This window comes from Lonsdalea iberica, from assembly GCF_002111585.1.
Taxonomy (GTDB): domain Bacteria; phylum Pseudomonadota; class Gammaproteobacteria; order Enterobacterales; family Enterobacteriaceae; genus Lonsdalea; species Lonsdalea iberica.
Genome location: NZ_LUTP01000036.1, coordinates 1 through 24,859, shown reverse-complemented (window position 1 = coordinate 24,859; position 24,859 = coordinate 1). Strand labels below are relative to the sequence as shown.

At 55.9% G+C, this 24,859-nt stretch carries 23 protein-coding genes and 1 tRNA gene; 10 read left to right on the top strand and 14 right to left on the bottom strand.

Annotated features, from left to right (window positions below):
- Nucleotides 1-13: 13 nt before the first annotated feature.
- The 7 genes from AU511_RS12995 (at nucleotide 14) to AU511_RS12965 (ending at nucleotide 8,850) form a co-directional block, all read left to right on the top strand.
- Nucleotides 14-1,324 carry an aminotransferase class III-fold pyridoxal phosphate-dependent enzyme gene (locus AU511_RS12995; protein ID WP_094109943.1) on the top strand — a complete coding sequence of 437 codons (1,311 nt, stop codon included), beginning with the start codon at nucleotides 14-16 and terminating at the stop codon, nucleotides 1,322-1,324.
- On the top strand, nucleotides 1,308-2,237 hold the full coding sequence (locus tag AU511_RS12990; RefSeq protein ID WP_094101219.1) for a sulfotransferase family protein: 930 nt from the start codon (nucleotides 1,308-1,310) through the stop codon (nucleotides 2,235-2,237). The genes AU511_RS12995 and AU511_RS12990 overlap by 17 nt, the downstream gene beginning before the upstream one ends.
- A gap of 180 nt (nucleotides 2,238-2,417) precedes the next feature.
- Nucleotides 2,418-3,722, top strand: coding sequence for a glycosyltransferase family protein (locus tag AU511_RS17560; RefSeq protein ID WP_240503831.1), 1,305 nt, complete (start codon nucleotides 2,418-2,420; stop codon nucleotides 3,720-3,722).
- Between the two features lie 12 nt (nucleotides 3,723-3,734).
- Nucleotides 3,735-5,009, top strand: coding sequence for a glycosyltransferase family 2 protein (locus AU511_RS17555; RefSeq protein ID WP_094109941.1), 1,275 nt, complete (start codon nucleotides 3,735-3,737; stop codon nucleotides 5,007-5,009).
- On the top strand, nucleotides 5,009-6,430 hold the full coding sequence (locus tag AU511_RS12975) for a radical SAM protein (protein WP_094101222.1): 1,422 nt from the start codon (nucleotides 5,009-5,011) through the stop codon (nucleotides 6,428-6,430). The genes AU511_RS17555 and AU511_RS12975 overlap by 1 nt, the downstream gene beginning before the upstream one ends.
- Nucleotides 6,431-6,559: 129 nt before the next feature.
- Nucleotides 6,560-7,363, top strand: a complete 804-nt coding sequence (locus AU511_RS12970; RefSeq protein ID WP_094109940.1) for a hypothetical protein — start codon at nucleotides 6,560-6,562, stop codon at nucleotides 7,361-7,363.
- A 701-nt stretch (nucleotides 7,364-8,064) separates the two neighbouring features.
- Nucleotides 8,065-8,850: an endonuclease/exonuclease/phosphatase family protein gene (locus AU511_RS12965; RefSeq protein ID WP_094109939.1), complete on the top strand. Its 786-nt coding sequence runs from the start codon at nucleotides 8,065-8,067 to the stop codon at nucleotides 8,848-8,850.
- Nucleotides 8,851-8,984: 134 nt separating this feature from the next.
- Here the strand turns inward: AU511_RS12965 and mltD are convergent, their stop codons facing one another.
- On the bottom strand, nucleotides 8,985-10,373 hold the full coding sequence (mltD, locus tag AU511_RS12960; RefSeq protein ID WP_094109938.1) for a murein transglycosylase D: 1,389 nt from the start codon (nucleotides 10,371-10,373) through the stop codon (nucleotides 8,985-8,987).
- A gap of 70 nt (nucleotides 10,374-10,443) precedes the next feature.
- On the bottom strand, nucleotides 10,444-11,199 hold the full coding sequence (gene gloB, locus AU511_RS12955) for a hydroxyacylglutathione hydrolase (RefSeq protein ID WP_094109937.1): 756 nt from the start codon (nucleotides 11,197-11,199) through the stop codon (nucleotides 10,444-10,446).
- 43 nt (nucleotides 11,200-11,242) lie between these two features.
- Here gloB and AU511_RS12950 point away from each other — a divergent pair, with 43 nt between their 5' ends.
- The gene (locus AU511_RS12950; RefSeq protein ID WP_094101228.1) at nucleotides 11,243-11,965 is read left to right on the top strand and encodes a class I SAM-dependent methyltransferase; all 723 of its coding nucleotides are present in this window, start codon (nucleotides 11,243-11,245) and stop codon (nucleotides 11,963-11,965) included.
- Here AU511_RS12950 and rnhA read toward each other — a convergent pair.
- Nucleotides 11,962-12,528 (bottom strand): ribonuclease HI, encoded by a 567-nt coding sequence (gene rnhA / locus AU511_RS12945; RefSeq protein WP_167372039.1) that lies wholly within the window; start codon nucleotides 12,526-12,528, stop codon nucleotides 11,962-11,964. The two genes, AU511_RS12950 and rnhA, sit on opposite strands and share 4 nt — an antisense overlap.
- On the opposite strand from rnhA, the gene dnaQ reads away from it, so the two are divergent.
- Together dnaQ and AU511_RS12935 are read left to right on the top strand one after the other, a co-directional pair.
- Nucleotides 12,482-13,216 carry a DNA polymerase III subunit epsilon gene (gene dnaQ / locus AU511_RS12940; RefSeq protein ID WP_094109936.1) on the top strand — a complete coding sequence of 245 codons (735 nt, stop codon included), beginning with the start codon at nucleotides 12,482-12,484 and terminating at the stop codon, nucleotides 13,214-13,216. The two genes, rnhA and dnaQ, sit on opposite strands and share 47 nt — an antisense overlap.
- A gap of 125 nt (nucleotides 13,217-13,341) precedes the next feature.
- Nucleotides 13,342-13,418 (top strand) — tRNA-Asp (locus AU511_RS12935).
- Nucleotides 13,419-13,579: 161 nt separating this feature from the next.
- On the opposite strand, the gene AU511_RS12930 is transcribed toward AU511_RS12935, so the two are convergent.
- The 11 genes from AU511_RS12930 to AU511_RS17475 form a co-directional block, all read right to left on the bottom strand.
- Nucleotides 13,580-14,986, bottom strand: coding sequence for a condensation domain-containing protein (locus AU511_RS12930; RefSeq protein ID WP_139829378.1), 1,407 nt, complete (start codon nucleotides 14,984-14,986; stop codon nucleotides 13,580-13,582).
- 34 nt (nucleotides 14,987-15,020) lie between these two features.
- Nucleotides 15,021-16,313: an MFS transporter gene (locus tag AU511_RS12925; RefSeq protein ID WP_094101232.1), complete on the bottom strand. Its 1,293-nt coding sequence runs from the start codon at nucleotides 16,311-16,313 to the stop codon at nucleotides 15,021-15,023.
- Between the two features lie 29 nt (nucleotides 16,314-16,342).
- Nucleotides 16,343-17,278 (bottom strand): sulfotransferase family protein, encoded by a 936-nt coding sequence (locus AU511_RS12920; protein ID WP_094109934.1) that lies wholly within the window; start codon nucleotides 17,276-17,278, stop codon nucleotides 16,343-16,345.
- A gap of 718 nt (nucleotides 17,279-17,996) precedes the next feature.
- Nucleotides 17,997-18,665: a GIN domain-containing protein gene (locus tag AU511_RS12915; RefSeq protein WP_094109933.1), complete on the bottom strand. Its 669-nt coding sequence runs from the start codon at nucleotides 18,663-18,665 to the stop codon at nucleotides 17,997-17,999.
- Between the two features lie 20 nt (nucleotides 18,666-18,685).
- The gene (locus AU511_RS12910; protein ID WP_094109932.1) at nucleotides 18,686-20,023 is read right to left on the bottom strand and encodes a cytochrome P450; all 1,338 of its coding nucleotides are present in this window, start codon (nucleotides 20,021-20,023) and stop codon (nucleotides 18,686-18,688) included.
- Nucleotides 20,024-20,035: 12 nt separating this feature from the next.
- Complete coding sequence (locus tag AU511_RS12905) at nucleotides 20,036-20,977, bottom strand: beta-ketoacyl-[acyl-carrier-protein] synthase family protein (RefSeq protein WP_094109931.1); 942 nt, start codon at nucleotides 20,975-20,977, stop codon at nucleotides 20,036-20,038.
- Entirely contained in the window at nucleotides 20,968-21,828 is an 861-nt protein-coding gene (locus AU511_RS12900) for a hypothetical protein (protein WP_094109930.1), read from the bottom strand. Before AU511_RS12900 ends, AU511_RS12905 begins: the two co-directional genes overlap by 10 nt.
- Nucleotides 21,825-22,937 (bottom strand): acyl-CoA dehydrogenase family protein, encoded by a 1,113-nt coding sequence (locus AU511_RS12895; protein ID WP_167372038.1) that lies wholly within the window; start codon nucleotides 22,935-22,937, stop codon nucleotides 21,825-21,827. Before AU511_RS12895 ends, AU511_RS12900 begins: the two co-directional genes overlap by 4 nt.
- A gap of 219 nt (nucleotides 22,938-23,156) precedes the next feature.
- The gene (locus AU511_RS12890) at nucleotides 23,157-24,098 is read right to left on the bottom strand and encodes a 3-oxoacyl-[acyl-carrier-protein] synthase III C-terminal domain-containing protein (RefSeq protein WP_094109928.1); all 942 of its coding nucleotides are present in this window, start codon (nucleotides 24,096-24,098) and stop codon (nucleotides 23,157-23,159) included.
- Nucleotides 24,082-24,570, bottom strand: coding sequence for a hypothetical protein (locus tag AU511_RS12885; protein WP_094109927.1), 489 nt, complete (start codon nucleotides 24,568-24,570; stop codon nucleotides 24,082-24,084). Before AU511_RS12885 ends, AU511_RS12890 begins: the two co-directional genes overlap by 17 nt.
- Nucleotides 24,561-24,859, bottom strand: a 299-nt coding sequence (locus AU511_RS17475) for a hypothetical protein (protein ID WP_167372037.1), incomplete at its 5' end; no start/stop codon positions are given. The genes AU511_RS17475 and AU511_RS12885, both read right to left, overlap by 10 nt.

Here is a 24,859-nt window from a genome sequence, read left to right as displayed (position 1 = left end):
AGCGATAAATACGATGGATAACAATCAGCAGCAGTTACGACGGGCGATCGCGTCTACCGCCGCCCGTGAGTACGACATTTCCGCTCGACCGCCGTTCGTCGTGCAAAGCGCCAAGGGCGCCTGGCTGAAGGATTGCGATGGTCGAACGATTCTGGATATGACCTCGTCAAACGGCACCGTACTCTTCGGCCATCGGCGTAATGAGATCGATCAGGCCGTGGTCGATCAGATTCAGTCGCGCGGCATCATCTTTCCGACCACGTTGTCCCCGCAGCGCATCGAGCTGGCCGAGCAGCTGGTGGCGCGCTACCCCAGCGTCGAAAAGGCGGTCTTTTTCCGCACGGGGTCGGACGGCACCTCGGCGGCGATCAGAATGGCCAGAGCCTACACCGGACGGCGGATCGTCCTGTCCAGCGGTTACCACGGCTGGCACGACTGGCATCGTCAGTTTGGTCAACTTTGCTACGACCCGGAAACGGATGTTTTCCATTTTGGCTACAACCTGCAGGCGCTCTCCACCGCGCTGGATGTGGCGCGAGACCGCATCGCCGCCGTTATCGTCACGCCTGAATTAGGCTGGTTTCCGGAAAGTCACTTTAAAGAGATGGCGCGATTGTGCCGTGCCGCCGGGGTCCCTTTTATCCTCGATGAAGTGATGTCCGGACTACGTTACGGCGCACACGGCGTTCACGGCGATGGTGGGGTAGATGCCGATTTGATGATTGTCAGTAAAGGCCTCGCCAACGGCTTCGCGCTCTCGACCGTCGCCGGAAAGGCAGACCTGATCAACGCTTACGATGCCGCCGGGCTGGCGGGCACCTACAACAAAGAGGTGACCTCCATGGCCGCCGCGCTGGTGGCGCTGCGGATCTTCAGGGAAGAGCGACCGCACGACGCCGCGCTGAAGATCGGCGCTGAGTTGATCCGCCGGCTTCAACTGGCGGCGGATGAGGTCGGCATTCCTCTTTGGGTGACCGGCCCGCCGCTGATGTTTAAAACGGTTTTCGCTAATGCCGAGGTGGCTGATGCGGTGACGGCCGAATGTTTCGCGCATGGCCTGTTTTTAGAGTGCAACGGTACGCACATGATTAACTTCGCCTTTGGTCCGTCGGAGCTCGAGCATGCGGTGTCCATTTTCAAAGCGTCTCTGGAGGCCGTGAAAGCGTCTGGCAAAGACACCGGCGGCGACACGGGCGCAATTGACGAGGAGCGGCGGAAAGACTACGCGCGCTCTGCGTTCGGCGTGGCCTTTGAGGTGGATCTGGAAGCGGATGTCGTTCACGCCTTGAATTTTCGCCGAGGATCCTATGAAGCGAGAAGCTAACGTCAAAGCGCCCGTGCTGCTCGGAGGGGAGAATCGGTCGGGGACGACGCTGCAAAGTATTATTTTGGATGCGCATCCCGATCTGGTCGTCGCGCCTGAAATTGATTTTCTTGAGCCGCTCGATCTGGGACCGCACATCCTTGAGGCGGCGCGGCTGCTCTCCGCAAACGATCCCCGGGTGCTTGGCCCGGGAACGGAGACGGAAGACCCGTTCTGGTTTGATGGCGCGCACTTCGTTAAGCAGTGCCAGCGTTCCGGCGTCCCGAATGATGACCTGATAGAACTGGTCGAAGCCGCGATGGCCGAACGCAAAAGCGATCTCAGTCGCTTCGTTGATCGCTGCTATCTGATCGAGAAGATCGGCGCCTATCGACTCAAAAAATACGGCGGCCTGTTCTGGGGCCAAAAGTTGCAGCGCAAAATTGCCCGCATCGATGACTTTGCGCGAATTTGGCCCGAAGCGCGGTTTATCCATATCGTCCGTGATGGCCGAGATCTCTTCGCTTCCCACCTCAAATCCGTCCCCAAGTGGGGATACAAAACACCATCAGAAATGGCGCGCAGCTGGGTAGAGATCGTCTCCCGGCCCGTGACCGTGGCGCCGCAGGGGCGCTATCTGGAGGTTCGCTATGAAGATCTGGTGACCTCGCCGGCAGAGGTGATCAAACGGATGACCGATTTTATCGGCGTTGAGTGGAGCGACCAGGTGTTGGCGCATCACGAGGTCTCGCATGTGTTGTTCGAAAACCCCTGGGAGCATCCCGCGGCGGAAGCCGCCGCTAAAGCGATCTCCACCTCCCCGGTCGGGCGTTATCAGCGTGATTTGTCAGAGCGTCAGATCGCCGAGTTCGAGGCGGTGGCGGGGCCGCAGCTTAAACGGCTGGGCTACACGCTCTCGGACGAATCGCGCTAGACAGGCTTCTTGCGCGAGACCGCCTCAATGACGGGGGGTGATTATTTTATACCTCGGGCCCGGCGCGCGCCGTACTCAGGTCGTTCTGAATTACTCAATTAAGCTAAGGAAGGACTCATGGATGTAAAGAATAGGGCCATATTCATTTCATTTGATGGCGTCGCAGTTTCCGGTATCACCGTGGAAGCGGCCAAGCTGGCCTCCTGCCTCAATCAGAGAGGCTTCGAGTCATTCATTGATCTTGGGTTCGACATCAAGATCGATAAAGGCAATTTTGGCAGGCCCTATACGCAGAAAGAGAAGAGCGCCTTTGGTCAGATCTTTACGGTAGTGCGAGCGACAGGGGACGGTGAGCTGCCCGGTTACACCCCGTATTTTATCGAGGATGTGAATAACCTATTGATCAATGGAAGTATTCCTTCCAGCGAGGAACAAAAGGCGCAGAAGCTGGCGGACGTTCATGCGGTCGCTGACGCCTTATCTGAGCGCATCGTGGACACCTGGCGTGAATTAGGCATTACCCATGTCGTCGTTGAAAATGGCACGCTTCCTGAGAATATTGTTTATACCCATGCGCTGTATAAAGCGATTTCCGCTTACGGCGAAGAGCAAGGTCTCGGATGTTTCGTGCTCTGGCGCGACCACGATCTCATGTGGAATAGCGAAACGGCCTGTGGGAAATATGGCGGCGAACCTTGGCCGTATGCCGTGAAACCGATTCCTACGAAATATATCAATTACGTCACGCTTAATGATGCCCTCGCCAGCAAGCTCAGTGAATGGAGCGGCGTCAATATCGACGTCATGCGTAATTGCTACTGTTTCGAAGGGGATAAAAAACGGAAATCCCTGCGCCCCGAGTTCGGGATTTTAGAGAACGATATTGTGATTGCACGTACGACTCGGCTTGTTCCTGTGAAACGTCTGGAAAGAGATATCTATCTGACTAAAAAACTCAATGAGCTGTGCGTCAAAAATAATAACGAGCCCTGCGTCTATTTAATTATTGCGGGGGGAGAGCAAGAAGATACTCACTACTTTAATTATTTGAAAGATTATGTCAGTGAATTGGGAATGGAGCGATTTGTCCACTTCATCGGCGCATTACAGCATGACTTTATCGACGAAAGCGGCGACGCGTATACGGTTCAGGATCTCTATGAGTCTTGCGATATCGTCTCCTTTCTCACATCGTACGACTACGATAGCTATGGCAATCCGATTGGGGAAGCGATTAGCCACCAACGGTGTTACATCGCCACCCGCTATGAATATTACGACGAGGTTTACGGTCAGTACGGTTTTCAAACCGAACTGATGACTATTTCTGCCGACCAGGATGGTTGGCCGGATGATGATTTTGTGCAACGTGTTTATGGATTGGTTGCCGACAAATCGAAACGAGAGTTCATCGCGAAACATAATTTCCATATCGGGGAAAAACTCTTTTCCAACAAGATATTTGGCCACGTTTTTAATGTGTAATAGGGAGTTGTTATGCGTAAAGAAACTTATATATCCATTGTGCTGCCCGTTTATAATGAAGGGAGTCGCATTGAAGCAGTTATTGATTCTATTTATCGGCAAACCTCGAAATACGGCATATTTACCCTGGATAATATGGAATTAATTATCGTTGATAATAATTCGACCGATGACTCTATTCTGAAAGTCAAAGCAGCTCAGGATAAATATAAAGACCTGACTGTACATATCATTAATGAGACCACGCAGGGCGTCTCTTCAGCCAGAAAAAAAGGCATGGATTACGCTTCCCAACGCGCGGGTATCCGTAATATCGAATACGGTATTGATAATAAGCACTATATCGTTTCCGCCGATGCGGACTGCGAAGTGGATAAATATTGGATCGATGAGCTGGTTTATACCATGATCGAACAGCACGGCGATCTGGGTACCTGTAATTACTACTACGATAAACGAGATTTCGAGCTGCGGCCCAACCTGTACCGTGAAATTGATAAAACCCTACGCTGCCGTCACTTTTCGTTCTCGCTGTTTGGCGGTTTTCCTGACGGCAAAGGGTTTGCGGTCGAAAAGCGGATGTACGATGCGGTGGGCGGCATCGAGATTTTCTACCAGCTGGAAGGCGGACGCTTTGTCGAACACCTCTCCGACGACTGGGACTTCGGCATCAAGGTCATCGCCTGCGGCGGCAAACCCGTCTATGCGCCCGAAGCTTATGTCAAAATCAACAGTCGAAGAGTAGATACACTGCTCTACGAGGTGATGAACGGGACTGCCTACGGGAAAGACGGCATCATCATCATGAAGGATGTGCGCCCGACGGAGCACGCGTTGGAAAACTATCAGGACCTGTCGCCCGAACAGGCTGAAGTCTCTTGGTACAACTCGATTAAAGACTACATACCGAAAAATATTGTTCTACCGGTGTTACTGAATCCGGCGCTCTTGGTTAATAACCCAGAGATTATCGAATTTTTCACGCCGGAAGTGGCGGAACGTCTCTATCGCCGTATCTATCAAATCAAGTACGAAACCAGCGTCGTCGACTTTAAGCCGATTCACGCATATAAAACGCCCGCATTTCGCCTCTATTTTGAATTCAGACACGAGATCTTCAACGCGCTGCGGCGCTTTGTCGGTGAAGATATTGGCTCCGCACCGCCGCTGCCCGCCTGTTTCGATTCCGTGGACGAAAAAGACTTCTTGCGCTTTGTGTACTACTTCTGCGAAGACCGCGAGTCAGGCGAAGCGCACAACTATTTTGCCAATGGCGGGGTGTTTTAATGAATAAAAGCCATCTTGATACTTTGCTCGATCTCGATAGCCGCTATCCCACGCCGATAGTGTGCGAGGTGCTGGCGAAAGAAGAGAATGCGACGCTGCTCGACTATGTTGTCAAGGATCCCTTTGGATGCCACGTCTTTCCCGGCGATATCGAGGATTACCCGCTCACCGCGTTTCATGCCGACATGGATGCGGAAGTGGGCAAAGCCGAGCGGATCCACCTTTGGGCCTATATCCCTACCTGCCGCTATAAGTGTCACTTTTGCCAGTTCCCTACGGTGATCCTCAACCCGGAATCGGCCAAGGCGGGCGCGCTGTTCACCGAAGTGGTGGATCTGAATATCAAAGAGGCGCAGCTGTGGCTGAAGCATGTCCCGAGCCTGAGGCATACGCCCGTTGGCGAATTCAATATTTTCGGCGGCACGCCCTCGCTGCTGCCGGAAGCCGAATTACGGCGGCTGATGGCGTTTTACAAGGAGAACTTCAACTTCTCCTCCGCCACGTTGCGGTTCGAGGGTGAGCCGGGCAGCTTGCCTGAAAATTATCTCGGTATCTTGAAGGAACTGGGCTTCACCAAGCTGTCGTTTGGCGCGCAGTCGTTCAACGATCGCCTGATCCATGCCTGCGGCAGAAGACATACGGCGGCGGAGTGTTTTTCCACGTTGGAAAATGCCAAAGCGATGGGGTATGAGCTGATCACCATCGACCTGATGTATGGGCTGATGGGGCAGAAAGTGGATGATGTGGCCTACGACATGGAGATGGTGAAGAAGTACGATCTGTCGCATGTGGTATGCACGAAGCTGCATATGAAGGAATTCATGGAAACCCGCAGCGGCGTTTCGGCGAAACGGAAAAATCTCTGGCAGCGCAAACTGATCTCGCTGGGCGATAACGAAATGCCCAGTTTGGGGAAACAGTATCAGATGCGTCAATTGGTAGAGAGCTATCTGGCCGACGATTATCTCGAACATCCCACCATGTATTTCCACAAGCGTGAATTGCCGCCGGAGAAATGGAAAAGCCTGATCACCGACCTGGACAAACAATATCCCGAGGTCGCGATAGGGCTGGGCGGCAGCTCCAAGTCTCGTCGCTCTGAAATGATCAACCTGACCGAGTATGACGAGTACCGCGATGCCTTGAACGCGGGGCGTCTGCCGTGCGGCTCGGTCCGCGGGTTCTCTCCGCATCAGCAACGCGTTAATGCCTTCAAGATGGCGCTGTCGACGCTGATCCCTGTTGATGATGCGGTCTACAAAAAACGCTTCGAGGGGGAGAGCTTCTTTGACAATCCCACCATCTCGGCGGCGTTGACTCACTTGGAAGAAAAAGGGTTGGTGACCGTGGACAACGCGGTGGTCACCCTCTCGCCGGAAGGGCGAGTGCTGGTGGAGGCCATTATCAACACGCAGTTCTAGACAGCGAGTCTGACACCTCACGGTGTCGGATGAGGGAGCTTGGAACCTACGAAGCGTAAGTGTACGCCGAAAACCCGCCGCCGGTGGTTTCTGCCGTCGGCGCGGTAAGGGCGCATAAGGATGATTGTGATGCAGAATTTCTCTTCTCGTGTATTCAGTTTTTTTTACATCGGCATCGATACCGAAGCGGGCGTCACCAACGCGCAATTCGAAGCGTTTGTGCGTGATAAAGGCGTTCACCTGCCGATTTATCCGGGATGGCGTTGGACCTTGTTGCGCGGGCTGCGCGGTGAGCGCACCGATCAATATCTGATGCTGTTCGAAATGAAAAACGCCGAGGCGCGTGACCTGTACGTCGATGAAAACGGCAACCCGACGGCGCTGGCTCAGCAGTTCTGGCAGGACGCGCCTGAGGCGCAGGAGATCCTCGAAGTATGGACGCATCTGGCCACTTTCGCGGAATTGCCGACGTTGTTCACCGACTACCGGCTTTTGGCGGAAAACAACAAAAGTACGGTGAAACCCGGTCCTCGCTATCATCAAGGGGAGGGGGGGGATGAGACCGCGCGGATTATCGGCATCCATAATCTGGCTTTGCGGAAAGGGGTGACCCCCGCGGAGTTCGAGTCCTTTATCGCGAAGAATCATCACCGCATAGAGGACTACCCCGGCTGGAAATTTCATCTGTTGAAAGGGGAGCGCGGTAACCGGCTAGATCAATACGTCGTCATGATGGAGATCGAGAGCGTGGCGGCGTTGACGGTGTTTTATCCAGAGGCGGATATCGGCACACAGGAAACGGATAAGTTCGCTCAGGCGCATCGCGATACAAAGCAGATGTATGAAGAGTGGAAAAAACTGGCCTCGTTCTCTGGCTCGCCGCAGATTTATACGGACTACATCTCCGTCGCCGAGTGCGGGACGTGTGACTAGCTCTCAAGTACGCCTTAGACGGTTATGCTCAGCGAAACAGTGCCGTATAAGGCTGTGGACCCGTCAGGCCGTCACTCCAACAGCCCTGAACCCTCCGTTCAGGGCATATTTATGGGCTTAATTCGCTGAGAACGCTTGCGGCTGGGCGTGTCTGAATGGTCTGCCTCGTCGCTTCACGAAGCGGCCCCCGTAGACTGCTTCGACATCGTCAGCGGTGACAGCGCCTTTCCCGCGGACGATCACATATCGAACTGGCGACCGTTCATACTATGCCAAACACGGATGTCCCTTCTCTTAGAAAGAAATGGGTCTGCACACCAAAGGGTAGAGCCGTACGTAGACAAGAGCGCAGCATAGATTGGCCCACGGCTGGTTGCTGGCTGTAAGGTCAGGCGCATGTCTGCGCGTGCTCGCTTTGATGATAATGAGGGGGCGTAGTTTCTTATTACATTATGCGTAATGAGACGTCACACTGCTGTTTCCACCGTCGTATTCCTATCACCTATGTCCTTGCGATAAGGGCTTTTTTCGCTATTTTTTCGGGGATAGTCGCGGGGATTTTTACTAGGAAGATCTCCCCAATGGGCTTCCGCCGTTTTCCAATCTGCTGTTGAAACTCGCAGTCAAAGCCCCTATAACTGGACTATCACTGTTGCATTTAGCAGCAGCTGACATTATGTCATCTTGATAGCAGGCGAGACGTGCGAAAGAAAACTTATGCCATGAGATATGTTGCCGGGCAGCCTGTGGAGAGAATTTTCCCCCCGGTGGTAATGCATTATGCCGGGCAGCCGGTATTGTCCGGTCCGCTGCCTTTGGAAAACGGTGTCTTACGCCTGTTGGTGTGGAATATTTTTAAGCAACAGCGGATGGATTGGCTGTCGGTGCTGAAGGGGTTTGGTCAGAACGCTCAGCTGATGCTTCTACAGGAAGCGCAGAGTTCGCCGGAGTTAATTCAGTTCGCCACCTCCCACTATCCTGCCGCCGATCAAGTTCCCGCTTTTTCCCTTCCGCAGCATCCTTCGGGCGTGATGACGCTCTCTGCCGCGCAACCGATGTACTGTTGTCCTTTACGCGAGCGTGAGCCGTTGCTGCGCCTGTCTAAATCCGCGCTGGTGACGATCTATCACCTGCACGACGGACGCGCGTTGATGGTCGTTAACATTCACGCCGTGAATTTCAGCTTCGGCGTCGAGGTTTACACCAAGCAGCTGCAGGCCATCGGAGAGCATTTAAACCATCACCGCGGGCCGGTGATCATGGCAGGGGACTTCAACGCCTGGAGTCAACCGAGAAGTCATGCGCTGTATCGTTTTGCCAGGGTGATGGGACTCCGAGAGGTGGAGTTCAGCAACGATCAGCGGCGCAGGGCGTTCGGGCGTCCTCTGGACTTCGTTTTCTATCGTGAGCTGGATGTGGCGGACTCCTCGATACTGGTTACGGACGCCTCCGACCACAATCCTCTGCGGGTGGAGTTCAGCCTGTAGTCGGGCCGGTGATGACGGCGACGTCCCCCGGGGGATACCTGCCTTCACCTTCAAGCGATCGAGTTCTATTCCACCGTCCCGTTTCGCCCATAAAAAAACCTCTCCGAAGAGAGGTTTTTGTTTTACGTGACCGATTAGGAGTCGGGAGACTGTTTTTTGCTGACGAACAACGTCAGTCTGTCGCCCGGCTGGATATTGGCCTTTTTATTAATGACCGTATTCCAGCGCATCACGTCTGCGATGTCGACGCCGTGACGTCTGGCGATGCTGGCCAGTGAGTCACCTTTGCGAACATGGTAGATAATCGAGCCATTTTTACCGCTGGCGTCAGACCCTGTCGTGGCGAAAGAAGCCTTCGCGACCTGAAGCGTCTGACCTGCTTTCACCGTGTGACCACGAAGGTTGTTCCAGTTTTGCAGGTCTTTGGTGCTGACATTGAGCCGTTTGGCAATGGCGGATAACGTATCGCCAGTACGGACTTTATATTCAGAACCCCGGGTTGTTTGTGCCAGACGCGTCGGCTGAACCGCCGCAATATCTACTTCTGCCAGCGAGTCTTTCAACTGCTCGACATGTGCCTTCGGTACCATAATGTAATGCGGCCCGTTGGGCGCAGTCACATTCTGTTTATAACCCGTATTGTAGCTTTTCAATTTTGTGACGGGTAAACCGGCTAGCTCGGCGGCTTGGGTCAACTGCATTTGCTGTCCTAAGTCCACTTGTGCCAGGGCACGTTCTTCATTCGTTTTCGGCAGGTCAAGGCCGTATTTTTTGCTATGCTTTAAGATGTCGCTTAAAGCTAGCATCTTGGGTACGTAAATCGACGTTTCGTAAGGGAGCGCCAGTGACCAGTAATTCGTTGGGCGACCCTTTGCCTTATTCGCTTTGATGGCCTGCATCACTCGACCTTCGCCACTGTTATAGGCGGCGATGGTCAGTAGCCAGTCTCCATCAAACATGCGATTGAGGCGTTGCATCATGTTTAATGCGGCAGTCGTGGAAGCGGCGACATCGCGGCGACCGTCGTACCATTTATCTTGTTGCAATCCATAATGACGTCCCGTTCCTGGGACAATCTGCCACAATCCAACGGCGTTGGCCGACGATTGGGCGTTTGGATTAAAAGCGCTCTCCACTATGGGTAGCAGTACCAGTTCCATCGGCATTTTACGCTGCTTAATCTGCTCGACTATCCAGTACATGTACGGCTCTGCCCGTAATGTTACATCGTGGAGATAGCTCTTATTTTTCAAATAACGCTGTTTCTGTTCGCGGATCCGGGCGTTTTCCGGAACCTCCATCTTCAGCTCACCACTAATAAAGTTCCACAGGTCCTGCTGCGCGAGGTGGTCATTATCCAACCATCGCGCCCCGGTCTCTCGACCATCGGCGTATTTACCTGTTTCACTTTGACTGGCCGAAGACAGACTCTGTGCATGTTGTTTGGGCTGGGAGGTATCATGGGGTGAAACCTGGCAGCCTGCCAACAAGACCGAGGCGATAAGTATCGCTTTAGCCTTCATATTTTTGTCAACAGTTGCTCAAAAGACGAACGATCATACTTTGATTGGTCATTGCGTACAACTAAAACCTTCAGAAGTTGTCCTTCATGGCCCTTAGTTGCGCAAATGTCTGCCAATCGCCCCTGGTGCTCACATCGTTAAATATTTTTCTTTGTAAATCAGTGTCATGACAACGTAAGAAAAGATTAATATTTCGTTCGAAACCGAGGTGTGTAGGGACTGTTGGCAGCCCTTTTTCCCTTAATTGTCTGACTTTTAGCAGATAGTCGGCAATTGTCGGTTCCTCAGGCCATAACCCATGGGCGAACTCCAGGTTTGACAACGTATATTCATGGGCGCAACACACCAAAGTCTCATCCGGTAGCTGGGATAGTTTGCTAACCGATTCAGACAGTTGTTCCGGTGTGCCTTCAAAAATACGTCCGCATCCAGCGGAAAACAGCGTGTCGCCGCAAAACAGGTATGGAGCGCTATAATACGCGATATGCCCTGCTGTATGCCCCGGAACGGAAAAAATAGAAAATTCCGAGCCCAGCAGCGTCAGACGGTCGCCCTCATTTACGATATGGGTTGTTCCGCTGCGGGAAGTTTCCTGCGGACCGTAAATGTCGATATGGGGGAAGCGCTCTTTTAATGCGTTTACACCGCCGACGTGATCCAGATGGTGGTGGGTTAAAAGGAGGGCGACCGGCGTAAGTTGCTCCTCCGCCAGCGCCGCCAGCACCGGCGCGGCTTCACCGGGGTCGACAATCACACATCGCTTCTGTTGATTACTCAGCAACCAAATGTAGTTATCTTTGAGTGCGGGAACACTGATAAGATTCATGGTGAGTCCTCTGTTTGCAGTTACCTGTGGAAGATACTAGAACATGAAGCCAGCACAAACCGTCCAGACTGTAGAGGCTCCTGATTCTTGGGACTCCATCCCCTGGGGGACATCCTACCGCGATACGCTTGATGATGCGCTACGGCCATGGTGGCCGAAAATTTTTGGTTTTCACCTGATGAAGGTGGGGGCGCTCAGCGCCGAATTAAATAGTGCGGACTGTGCCATCCCCCATCAGATCAACGTTACCCGGAACCGAGCCTGCGCGGACGTCATCGCTGACCCGTGCCAACTGCCGTTCGTCGAGAAATCCGTGGATGCCTGCCTGCTGATTCACGCCCTGGCATACTCCAGCGATCCTCACCGCGTACTGCGGGAAGTGGATCGCGTTTTGATCAACGACGGCTGGCTTATTATCAGCGGTTTTAATCCGATGAGTTTGATAGGATTGGGAAAAGTCGTGCCGGGGATACGGCGTCGGCAGCCCTATTGCAGTCGGATGTTCAGCCAGATGCGGCTGCAGGACTGGCTGAATCTGCTCAACTATGAAATCGTACATCACACCAGCTTGCATGCGCTGCCCTGGCGTCAGCAAGGGCAGGGACGTTGGAACAACCATCTGCCGCTGCTGGGATGTCTAAACCTGATTGTGGCGCGTAAACGCACCGTGCCGCTGACGTTCACGCCGATGCGTTCCAGACTGAAAAAAACGCCGATGCGCAGTCCGGTGGGCGCGACGAAAAGCTATCGTCGCGGCTCGGATTAATCCTGTTTGTAGCCGACGTCATCCTGTGTTGGGGCGCCTGCCGCTTCACGCGCCAGCTGATCGCAACGTTCGTTTTCGGGATGACCGGCATGGCCTTTCACCCATTCCCACTGGATCGTGTGGTGGTGGATCGCTAAATCCAGCCGCTGCCAAAGATCGACGTTTTTCACCGGCTTTTTATCGGCGGTTTTCCAGCCGCGCTTTTTCCAGTTGTGAATCCAGCTGGTGATCCCCTGGCGGACGTATTGGCTGTCCGTACTGAGCGTCACGTCGCATGGCGTCGTCAGCGACTCCAGCGAAACAATCGCCGCCATCAACTCCATGCGATTATTCGTCGTGAGACGGTAACCGGCGCTGAGTTCTTTTTCGTGCTGTTTATAGCGCAACACCGCGCCGTAGCCCCCGGGACCGGGGTTGCCGAGGCAGGAGCCGTCGGTGAAAATTTCTACCTGTTTACGCATCTCTGGTAGACTCTTGTCCATGCTGAAAACCACAAGTCTGACATAAACGAAAACGATGAGCACTGAAATAACACGACAAATCGTCCTGGATACCGAAACCACGGGTATGAACAAGTTAGGTGTTCATTACGAAGGTCATCGCATCATCGAAATCGGTGCCGTTGAGGTGATTAACCGTCGTCTGACCGGCCGCAACTATCATGTTTACCTCAAACCCGACCGCCTGATCGACCCCGAAGCCTATAACGTTCACGGGATCAGCGACGAGTTCCTGGTCGATAAACCCACTTATGCCGACATCGCCGACGACTTCATGGATTTCATCCGTGGCGCCGAGCTGGTCATTCATAACGCGGCGTTTGATATCGGCTTTATGGACTACGAATTCCGGATGCTGCAACGGGATATTCCGAAGACGGAAACCTTCTGCAAAATTACGGATAGCCTGCTGTTGGCCCGTAAGCTCTTCCCCGGCAAACGCAACAACCTGGATGCATTGTGCGACCGCTACCTGATCGACAACAGCAAACGTACGCTTCACGGCGCGTTACTCGATGCCGAAATCCTGGCGGAAGTCTATCTGGCGATGACCGGCGGCCAGCGGTCGCTCGCGTTTTCCATGGATAACGAAGGGTCGCAGCAGGCCAATCAGGGAGACACTATTCAGCGCATCGCACGTCCGGCGTCCGCGTTACCGGTGATCTACGCCAGCGACGACGAGGTGATGGCGCACGAACAGCGGCTCGACCTGATTGTGAAAAAAGGCGGCAGCTGCCTGTGGCGTGATTAAAAGCCGCGGTCACTAAAATGAGCTATGCGCTGGAAATGTAAGCAAACAGAGTCGGTTAGCGAGAAAAAGCATTGACGTGATAAGGGTGCCATTCTAGTATTCAAGCCGCTCACAGAGCGCAGAGTGGAGCGGTAGTTCAGTTGGTTAGAATACCTGCCTGTCACGCAGGGGGTCGCGGGTTCGAGTCCCGTCCGTTCCGCCACTTATCTTTCCCAGGGTGTTTTCGAACATCTTGGATGAAAAAACCGCATACCGGTAGAAGGGTATGCGGTTTTTTTTCGTCTTTATGATACCTACCCTCAGCTCACTACCCGCGCTCCCTTCCCGAGAGAGCATGTCCTTCCCTGGAAAGATGCGCCCACTTTACCAATCAGCGGCGGCGATAACCGACGCCAGAAGCGCTTGTGTCCGTGCGAGATAGTCGGCGATGGTCTCGGCGGCCTGCTGAGTGGCGGGATGGCGATAGTTGATGAACAGACCCTCATGCGTGCGGACATACCACAGACACACCTCATCAGGGTCGACGCTGCGGCTGCGGAAGCTTTTGACCTGCCACGTCGTCCACTCGCGCGCGCCTGCGATACGCCGCAGCTCCATGTAGGAGATCATAAAGGGATCGCGCAAAGGCTGGTCAAGAAGCTCGGCCACGCGGGTCATGGGTATCTGGGCCAACGCTTTGACGCCTACCAGTCCGTCTGCCGCCGCACGGAGTGTCTGCGTAAATGAGCGATTTACATCGATGGGAAAAGCCACCGGTCCCATTCCAACGTACCAGCCCACCGACGGCTGGCGCTGCGCGGTCTGCGTCTGGAAGGGGATCATGGTGCGAAAGGTGTTCTGGCCTGAGCGCTCACTGGAGGACTTTGCCAGACAGGCCAGTAGTCCGGAAAAAATGTCGCCTCCGGCAGACCGGCAAATCTGTGCAAATGTGTTGGCCTCCTCTTTATCGAACACCCTGGCATGGCCGCTCGGTTGTTCGGTCACGCCATCGCCCACGGCGCCAAGAGGGAGAGGAAACGGCGGCAGGCGACCGTCCCCCTCGGTCACGAATGTCTTCCAGCGCTGAATGCCTTCATGGCCGGCGGTCATTTCCTCCGACGCTGTGCGCTCCGCTTCGGCGAAGTCGAGATAGCTGGCGACGGCGGGAAGGACGGGCTGAGTTAGACTTTCTTCCGATGCAGACAAGGCGGCGGCGTACAACGTTTGGATCTCACCGGGGATCTGGAAAAGGGAGTAGCCGTCGATCAACGTGTGGTCCACCGCGAGGCACACGGTGGTGGCTTTAGAATGGCGGATGGTGGTGAAGAGATACCCCGGCCAGTGCAGGGGGCCGACCTCACGATCGAACAGCGCCTCGAGCTGGTGCGCCAGCGACCGAGCGTCGGTAAACTCGCCGACTTCGCCGGGCCGCACCTCGATAGAGCCGGGTTTTAGCGTCATGCGGGCTAAACGGCGGTCGGCGCGTGAGGGGTCAGCGGGGAGCAGGTGGCTGCGTAAGGTTTCATGCCGGTCGATCCATTGACGGATGGCCGTGATAAAAGCCGATGCGTTCAAGTCGTCCGACATATCAAAGGCGCAACCCAGCCAGGCCGCCGTCGACAAGCCGTTGTCTCTTTCATCCAGCGCGCCCATGATGCTCGCCTCCTGAAGGCAGGAGGCCCGGCGAGGGTCCTTGACCCAGCGTTCGTCGGTGACGGAGGGCCCGTGTACACGCCAGGCGGTGAGATGTCCTGCGGGCAGATTAAGTGAGGCTATATCAGTGAACTTCATGAACGTTTCCCTGTATCGGTGAAGGACAAAAGGCTCAGGCGCGCGCGGGTTCGTTGCGAAGCGCGGCCAGTTGAGGTTCGCGCACCGCCCACAAGGGCGACATGACAATCCATACGGCGGCGACGGCAATCAGCACGCCGGTTATAAACAGGGTCGCCCGCGTTCCCAGCCACATCCCGCAAGTGCCGCCGACCACGGCGCCTAACGGCGCAAGGCCCCAAACCAGCGTACGTATGCTGGCGTTCACGCGTCCGTGAATCTCTGCCGGCGCCAACGCGTAACGGATGGGAACCTGATGGACGTTGTAAGTTTGTATGCCAATCCACATGATGCATTGCGATAACCCGACGATGAGTACGTTCGGCAACAGCGGGCAGAGCATGGCGCCAACGGCGCTGATGAGGATCGCCGCGACCAGCGTGCGGCCAAGACCCAGCACTCTCGCCGTCGGGCGGGCCAGTAAGGCACCCACGACGCAACCGACCGCGGCAACGCTGGTGACGATGCCAATCTCTGCCGCGGTCAATTTCAACTGGTCGGAAAGATAGAGAATGAAGACTGCTGAATAGGCGCTGTAGAAGAAAATTAGTGTCACGGTGGCGAAGGTTGACGCGCGAAGCGGCGGCGTCCGAATCAAAAATCGCATACCCTCGGCCGCCTCTTTCAAAATACGCGTCAGCGCGCTGCCCATTCGCGGGTCACCCTCAGGCGTGACGTTGGGTCGTCGATGCGATGACGCGACGGCGACAAAAGGAAGCAGGGCCGACATCACCAGGAAGGAGACGGAGTCGGCCAGGATCGCCACGGCGGGCGAGGTAGCCGCGATCAGCCATCCGGCGATCGGTAGGCCGATGACCATGACGGCGGACTGCCCGAGTTCCAGTCGGCTTTGCGCCTGGGTGAGTTGCAGATAGGGCACCAGCGCAGGCACCCAGGCCAGAAAGGAGACGTCGGCGACCACCATCGCGGCGCCGGTTAGCGTGGCGACGGTATAGAGGTGCAACATACTGACCTGTCCGGACAGAAAAAAAACCAGCGGCACGCTAGCCAGCGTAAGAGCCATGATGATATTCGCCGTCAGCAGCAGCAGGCGGTGCGAGTAATTGTCGACGAGCAGACCGGCAAACAGCCCCAGCAGCAGGTACGGCGTTCTGCTACAGGCAAGCAGTACGCCGGTTTCAAACGGACTGGCGTGATTAAGCGTGATCGCCGTCAGCGGGATGGCAAGATGCGTGATCTGCGTGCCAACCAGTGAGAGCGATTGACCCGCGAGAAGCAGGTGGAAGCTGCGGGGCAGCCGCGGTGAGACATCCTGTAAACTCTGCATCGTCATGCACTCCGCCGATCTTGATGAGCCTACAGTTTGTAGCCCAGACGTTTCAGTTCTTCGCCCGCGATGTGCTCGAATTCAGCAATTTGCGTTGGGCTGAGGTCCTGCAGATAGCGTCCATTACGCCCCCGGTAGAGGGGTTGACGCGCCGTCTCTGCGGAAGGGTGCCCCCAGGGTTTGTCGAACAAGGCGTGGTTCTGATCCGCATGGCGCATGAGCGCTTCATTCCACGGCAGCGCCAGAAAGTCCAGCATCCGTTCAATGGTCTCGCGAGGGCGGGTCACCAGATCTTCATAGCGGATTTCCAGATAACGCAAATCCGGCGCGGTCAGACGGGCGTGGGCGACAATCTCCAGCCAGCCGTGGGCGGCCTCGGCGATCGTCTGATATCCCCAATCGGGTACGGTCTTGAGGTGCGAGGCCGCCAAATCCCGTCCGTCCCGGACGATATGAATAAACCGGGCCTCGGGCCAGATCGCGGCATAGGTGCCTATATCCTTGATTCTTCGCTGTAATTTTAACCCCCACCGTTGCGTCCCCGTTTGTTTACGTCGGCGTTCCCCCATCAACTCGATAAGGCGACAGCGGTCTTCGAGCGCGGAAAGATCCCGGCCGCACTCGTCCATCAGGCTCTTCACCAATGCTCTGACTTCGTGACGGTCGAGGCCGAAGCGCTCACACTGGACCACGAAATGCACGCCGTCGTACCACTCGGGGGCGAACGTTTCCTTCGTGGCCCCGATGAGCAGGCCTTCGTTAGCATCGAGAAAGTCGCAGACGGCCAGAATATGCGGACCAAGATTCACCGGCTCCGTGAAGTCGATTTCCGGGCCGACGACCAGGTCCGGGTGCGAATCGAGAATGACGCTGAGCAACGTCGTGCCTGAGCGGTTTTCGCCCCCCAGCAGCACCGGGGTGGTCGTGAGTACACAAGGCGTGATTGTGGCGGATGGACCAGACATGGAGACTCCTTTCCGTGGAAGAATATTTCGAATGAACCTCACCCGCTGACAAAATAATAGGGTCGTATCAATAAGCCGGTGGGCGATATCGTCTAGTCGAAGCAATAAACGTGATGAGGCGACATTGAGTCGCCCTCGAGAATATTTACGCTTAATACATAATTAGCATTGGCCGTTGTGATAATCAACATGGGATGAGATTAATTTTTTTATTTTTATGAGACATAAAAATTAAATAACCAACAGGTATCCATTGGAGTCGTCAATAAAGAAATTTGTCGAGGGGTTTCATAAAAAACACATAGATAACAATAGGGTTGATTTTATTTTCTCTAATGGTGAATTAATATTATCCCTATATTTAAAATATGCCTTGTCTTAAGGGGAAGTCGTCGCTGACATGACAGAAACACTGGCTCTCTTCATGATTAATAATTTAGGTCGAGTATTTAAAAACGCTCATGAGTGGCGAACGGAGATTCCTATGAACGAGGACGATCGCCTTTGGGTCGACACCTATTCTGAGGGGGCACCGTGTTATAAGAACCACTGCGGGGAATAGGACGCGGTGTTATTCATCGTTGTTCACCAAGGTCGAGCGGAATAGCACTCGACTTGTGGGGACAGAGTGCTATTTGTGGTCTTGCTCCAGCGTCTGATAACAACACATCTCAGCCGCTGCCAAGGCGCGACTGTATCGCTTACCGCGCCCTTGGGGTTATTGGCAATCGCGGGTCCGCACTGTCGCGCCCATCTCGCTGGTCAGTGTGTTGCGCGTGTTTGTGCCGATATAAACCAGCCCGCCCATGGCGGCGCTGCCCGACACTTCCCGTGCGCGGCACAGGTCCGCTTCTGCCCCCATCGCCACACTCATATGGGCGGATTGGATCACCAGATCGTGGGTATCGTTAATCAGCTTCGCCCCCATGGCCAGCCTGGCATCCAGACGCTGGAGGTTGCCGCTTAGCGCTATCGTTGCGCCCATACTGCTATCCACTGTGACCTGTTCCTGGTTGAGCGCGCAGGCTTCGGCCTTCAGTTTGACGCCAAAGGTGGTTTTGATCGACTGCACGGGGTGGTCCGTAAAAATCGTCAGGTCGGTTTTGTTGTCTGAGAGATCCCAACCGTCTACATCGCGGGTCACTCCTGTCATGCTCAGTTTCTTGCCCGCCGAATCGACCTGCAATTGATCCAACACTTTTTGGGACGCACTGGCCACCGCATAGGGCTTCTCGGCGCATTTGAGCGTGACGTTCAGCCCTTTGGATAATTCGAGTTCGTTGAAGGAAGCAATCGGTATCCGTTTCTCAACCTCATTCGCAGAAGCGGCGTTGAGGCTGACGCCAAAAAGTAAGGCAAGGGAAACAACAGTGTTCGAGCGGGTCATGTGACCTCCGTAGCGCGTATTTAGAAAGAATCAGCAGAAATCGGGGCCGCCAGAGGCGTCGCCGTCAGGGAAACATCGCCGCGCGGCGCCAGGTTGAGGCCAAACTCCGGGCGCAGGTCCACCGGCCGCGTTCCGGTTGCGAGTTGGACACGGCAGCTCAACGAGAGTCGAGCCAGTGTTATCACCAGCTGATGAAGCGAAAGCGACATCCCCACGCAATGGCGTTTGCCTGTCCCGAAAGGGAAGTAGTGGTACGGCGGGACGGGCCCCTGAAGAAAACGATCGATATTGAACCGCATCGGTTCAGGCCAAACGCGGGCGTCATGATGCACCAGCCAGGGAGAGAACAGGACTGCGGTGCCGGCGGGAAGCCGGTAACCGTCGATGTCGATATCCTGTAATACCGTCCGTTCCACCAGCGATGAGACCGGCGTCAGCCGCAGCGCTTCTTTCACGGCGGCCAGCGTGAGGGGGCATTTTTGCAGGCTGATCCCGTCGCGCGGCTGCGCGCGCGCTTCCTGATAGATCCGCGTCTGCACTTCGGGGTGCCGGGCCAGATGGATGAGACACCATTGAAGGCTAGTGGCCGGGTTATCGATACTGCCTGACAGGTTGCCCATCACCTGATTCGCCAGCGACGCTTTGCGCTCCGGGTGGCGGGCGACGTCAAGGGCATGGTAGAGCTGGGCCAGCATCGTATCCGGCTCCTTGGCGATGCCGCTCAGGCTCGCGTCCACCAGCGCATGCAGACGCTGACGATAATTCAGCAAGGTGGGATCGTGAAGTAGCGCGCTTCGATCGACGGTGGCGGCTTTCCGGATCAGCGCGTAGAACGCCTGATGGGTGTCAATGGCGAAGCGTTGGCCTTCCCGGAGCGTACAGGTATGGCCGATAAAAGGCGGCATCACCGCGCGCACCGCCCATTCGAGCGTCAACGCGCGCAGCGTCACTGGCATCGACGTGGCGAACTGTTCGACAAGCCAGTCGGCGCTCTCTGTCAGGGCGCGCTGCAACGACGCGCACTTCGGGTTGACCTGCGGCAGAGTCAGTTTTCTGACCCGGCGCCATTCGTCGCCATCATGAGCAAACGTGAGCGCATCTCCCAGCAGCAGGCGGCCAACGGCTGCGGAGGAAGGCAGCGTCATGACGTCTTTACCGAAACACGCCTCTTTCTGCTGCCAGTCGCGCACATGGCGGGCGCCCCCCAGCACGACCAGATCGGCGCTGTCCGCGAATCGGAGCCGGACGCAATCGCCCTCGGTCGCGACCGCTTCCTCTACCGTCTTTAAAATGCCGATCGCGCGTAAACGCGTCCCATCAACCTCAAAGGTGGGTAGCACTGCATAAGGTCGTATCATCTCTTCTCCTGTTCATCCGACGATGGTTAGCGGATCGGGGATAACGCTGCAGGCGCCGATAAAGGCGCCTGCGCCGATGGAGAGCAGGCCGCAGCGTGTCGAGAAGGGCGGCGAATTTTGCAGCCGACGGCTCAGCAGCAAAAAGGGATCGGCCGCACAGCAATGGCCCACGTCAGGTAGCAGACGGGTATCGATACGCGCTTCGAAGTCAGGGTTGAGCCGCGTAAAGTTAAGCCAGGTCAGGCGGTTGATGTTGTGCGGCAGCAACACGTCATGGGTCTGAAATGAAAAATCAATTTCTTCCAGCGCGTGGGCCATCATCGCGTTGTGCTCGGCGTAGAAAGCGCTCTTTTGCTGCGATTCGATAAATAGCCCCGGCCAGAATTCCGCGCGATGTTCCACAAAAGGGGGCGTCAGCTGTATGCCGTCATGCTGATTGTCCAGCAGCATGACGACGAATCCGTCGCCCAGAATCGTACAGCCGGGGATATAACGTTCCCCCAGTCCAAAAGCGCTGAGCGAATCGCCCAGCACCAGCAGCGCCCGCTGCGAGAGACCGGCCCGGAAGAGCATCTGGAGCATGTTGAGCCCCCAGAACCCACCGCCGCAGTTGTGCTGATCAATCTCGTAGCGGCGTTTCACCTGCTTCAAGGCGGGATGGCGGCGCACCAACTCCGTCGTCACGCCTTCCCCTTCGACAGGCTGAATCGGCAGGGCGTGCACGTAAATCAGCGTATCGACTGGCGTCTCTTCGGCGCTCACCTCGAGTCTGTCCAGCAGCGTCAAAAAGGTGTGCAGGAGCGAGGTCGCGCGCGGTAGCGCGGCGACCTGTTCGATACCGAACAGTTTGCTGAATACGCGGGCTTCGCTGCGGCTGCCGCCGGCCGCTTGAATAACATCGACCGCGTCGACGCGCTCCGTTGGAATGTCGTCCACCATGCGGGTTAGTCGCATGCTTGATTCTCCGTTCCCTGAAAGGCCAGTGCGGTGAGGGTCGTCTCTTCCTGTAGCAGCAGCAGATGGTCGTAGCGCGTGTCGCTCTGCTCCAGGGCGGCGAATAGCGAGGTGCATAACAGGCGATCATCCGCGGGAATAGGGTGTCCATGCGCGGGCAGCGAGGACAGCAACGTCGGACTGGCAACGAGGCGGTAGTGATCCGTCAGCCCAAAATGCTGTTTTAGCCCTTCGCAATGCGCCGCCAGCCCTGAGGCATCCCGCTCGCGGCGTCGATAGCCCAGATAGCGCCAGCCTTCGCAGCTCCGATTCACGGCCACGATGCAGGCGCTGTTATGGGGGGCGAGCGTCTGCATTAGCGGGGAGCGATAGAGCAGGTGCTTTTGGTCGGCAATCAACAGCAAGGCCCGCCGGTCGCTGTGTCGAAGGTAACGATGCAGCGCGTCGAAGGCGAAAAGCGGGGCGGACAGCCCACGGTCGCTGATGGCCAGAGCAAAACTCTGTTCGCTGAGATTCAGTTGGTGGACAACGTGATTAACGACGGACGTCCCCAGATGCAGGTCTGGCGTCCAGTGCGCCATCATCACTACGTCGATATCCTGACAGTCGGTGCGCGCCTGAAGCGACGGCAAGAGTGCGTCCATCATGCGTACGAACGGCGCTTTGTCTTCGGCGGTTATGCACTCGACGACGCGGCTTTGCGCGGGATCCCACGGCAGCCCGTTCGACTGAAAAAACGCCGCGACGTAACCTTCCCAGTGGTCGACTTCATCGAGCCAGACGGGGTTAAACGGTTCAAGCTCGCCAAACGTCTTCCAGAGGATGTGACGGGGATGCAGGCTAAGGCTCATGCCTTCTCCTTACCGGTCAGGAAGCCACGCCAGCCGTTGAGCAGATGAATATTTGACGTCCCTTCCATGTATTCGAAGGCAAACGCATCGCGGTATCGTTTCATGAGGCCCGGCTGATTCACCCAATATTCCGTGGGCAGGAGATGAGGAAGCCGATGGGCGACCCGCTCGACGAACGCCGTGGCCTGCCGTTTGATCTGGCTGGTCTGCCAGACGCGCGAACGCTCTTGATGATAGTGTTCACCCACTTCCATTAGGCGGGCATGCAGAGAGTGGTACTGACGCCAGAGATCTTTCTCGTGAATATTTTCCCGGGCGAGCGCCTCCAGAAAACCGCGCGCGGTCCCTAACGCCATGGCGGCGACGAGGGGGCGATGTTTCTCGAAGACCTGCGTTAACGCGTTAATGCCTTGTCGTAATGGGCTGGCGGACAATCCCAGGATCTGTTCAGGCTTGACGAGGAACGCGTCAAACGTGATTTGCGATAATCCCGCGCCGGCCAGTCCGTAGGCTGCCAGCGGCTCGACGGTAATCGCCTCCGGCGCTTGTTGGGGTTCCACCATAATCAGCTGCGTTCTGTCGCCGTGCCTCGCGAACACCAGACCGATGCTGGCCATCTGGGCGCCGCCGATGAACATTTTGCTTCCCGTTAGCGTGAGCCCCTGTTCGCTGTCCTCCAGGCGGGTCGTAATCGACGCGGCATCAGAGCCGACTTCCGGTTCGCTCACGGCAAAAAAGGTCCATGACGGCTGAGTCAGGAATCGGGAAAAAAAGTGTTCTTGCTGTGCGTCATCGCCCAGCAGCAGTACGGCCCGGCAGGCGAGAGAGGTGCCGGGCAGGGCCAATAAACAGCTGGCGTCCGATCGCGAAATATACTCGACGACGCGTAAATAGGTGGGGAAGTGGCGCATATCAAACGGCAGTGAGGCGGCGTGGTCCCGCCAGGGATTGTATTTATCGGGCAAGCCGGTATGCGATAACGTTAATAACAGGTCATCCTTGATATGAAAAACACCTTCCTGAACGTTATCTTCGATAATTAAACCTGCGGAATGAAAGTTATCCAGGCTGTTATCCAATACGTTCAGGTTATATTCATCCTTTCTCACTACTATCCCTCTGCCGATCCATGGTGCCGTAATATATTGGCCAGGTTTTACGTTGCAGCGGCGTTGGCTGACTTGACTCGCTGATTTAAGCCAGCGCATCGGTATTCATGCTCTTGCCGCCGTTCTGCAACGCGAATGATTGAGCCTAGTTCTATCCTAAATGCAGTCTATTCTTTGTCGGATTATCGAATTGATTCAGATTGCATTTAGACGCGTTTATTAAAAGTCAGGAACATATTCCACAATGGCGGAGGCCGCCGTAATGCCTAAGCCAATACTAATTAATAAGATTTTATCGCCGGACTTTATTTGTCCGGTTTTGATCAGATGCTGCAAATTGATAAAAGGATCCGCGCCGAAACAGTGGCCGTACAGAGCGATGTTTTCCATGACGATTTTACCGGCGGGCAAACACAGCGTTCTCTCAATGAGTTTCCAGGATGAGAGGTTAACGTTATGGGGCGCAATGTACGCAATGTCATTCAGGCCCAGACTGGCGTGTTTCAGGCTCTCGGTGATATGGCGGCACACAAAATCGGTGTAGCTCTGCGGAAAATGCGCCGGAATGGCGTCCGTGAAATGGCCGCTGTTGATGCTTGATCGGCCATCGCGTGTTGTTGCCGTACCGATCAGGCGCAGCGGGCCGGGACGTCGCGACACCAGCAGAACACAAGCGGCTTCGCCCATGATGGTGGTATCGGCGATGAGCTGGACTTTGGGATGGAACGCCTTCTCCGCGATGACCACCAAGGCGTATTCATCGTCGCCAAGCCAACTGGCGACCTGCTCCAACGCCACGAGTCCGGTGGCGCAATGACTCATGGTGTATCCCGCATATTCGACGTGTTCACCCACCACCCGCCTGACCAGGGAGGGCAGAACCGGCGCGCCGAAGGGCGTGACGGAAGGGATGGTGTGGCAATGTACGCAGAGTTTGATGTGGTCGGCGATGGCGGCGTGGCGTCGGACGATATTGTGCAGCGCAGGCTCGATAAGTCCGGAGAGGTCCTGGCTCTCGTCATGAGGAAACTGTCGCAGCCCGTAGAAGCGCTCGAACATCCTGGTTTCTATTCGCGTCAGCCCCAGCGCGCGCGCCGCTTCGTCCAGCGTCTGCATCTTCGGCGCGAAGACGATCTCCATGTCGTTAAGCGTCAAATGCATCAGGTCGCCTCCCGCCAGACAGAGGACAAAAAAGCGCCACTCTTTCCGCCGGCTCAGGGGGGGGGAGCATCCCCATATGCCCTGTGTCGGGGGGGAGCCAGCGTGTGCTGCGAGGGGGCTTTTTCGCTACGTTTTTCGCTTCCTGTACCGCAATGATTCCATCCTTTCTCCCGTAACAGATCAGTAGATTATCGCCGGGTGAGCGGGGTTTGGGGTCGAGCCGCGTCAGGAGAGGATGCTGTGCGACCAGCAGGACGTGAAGCGAGGCATCGTCGCCCCAGCCGTGCAGGAGCAGGACCTTCGGCTTATGTTCCATGCCGAGTTCACGCCAGCAGCCCTGCCCAGCAGCCATCGGCAAGCAGGTGGACGCCGTCGTCCGTCGCCATTCGGTTTCCTGCCTGCGCAGCGGGCGGGGGCGAGAACACTCGACATCTGACCGCTGCGCGGCTAATTTTGCGGCTTTCATCGACATGCCCGCCCCATGATTTGATCGACTTTCAGAGCGACAGGGGGATCTTCGCCCTCGGCGTTCAGCAGGACATCGCCTGCCGCGGGCCGCGTCAGCCAGTCAGTCAGGCTCTGGTGATCCGCTTCGGGCTGAGCGGCGATATCCCAGCGCCATCCTCCGGCGTCGTGCGCCGCCGCTTCCGAGATGAAATGCAGATACAACAGGTGGGACAATGCCTGCTCGGGGCGGGGCGTGAAACGGGTAATGGCGTCCAACACCAGCCAGCAGCCGCCATACTCCTGCGCCATGGCGG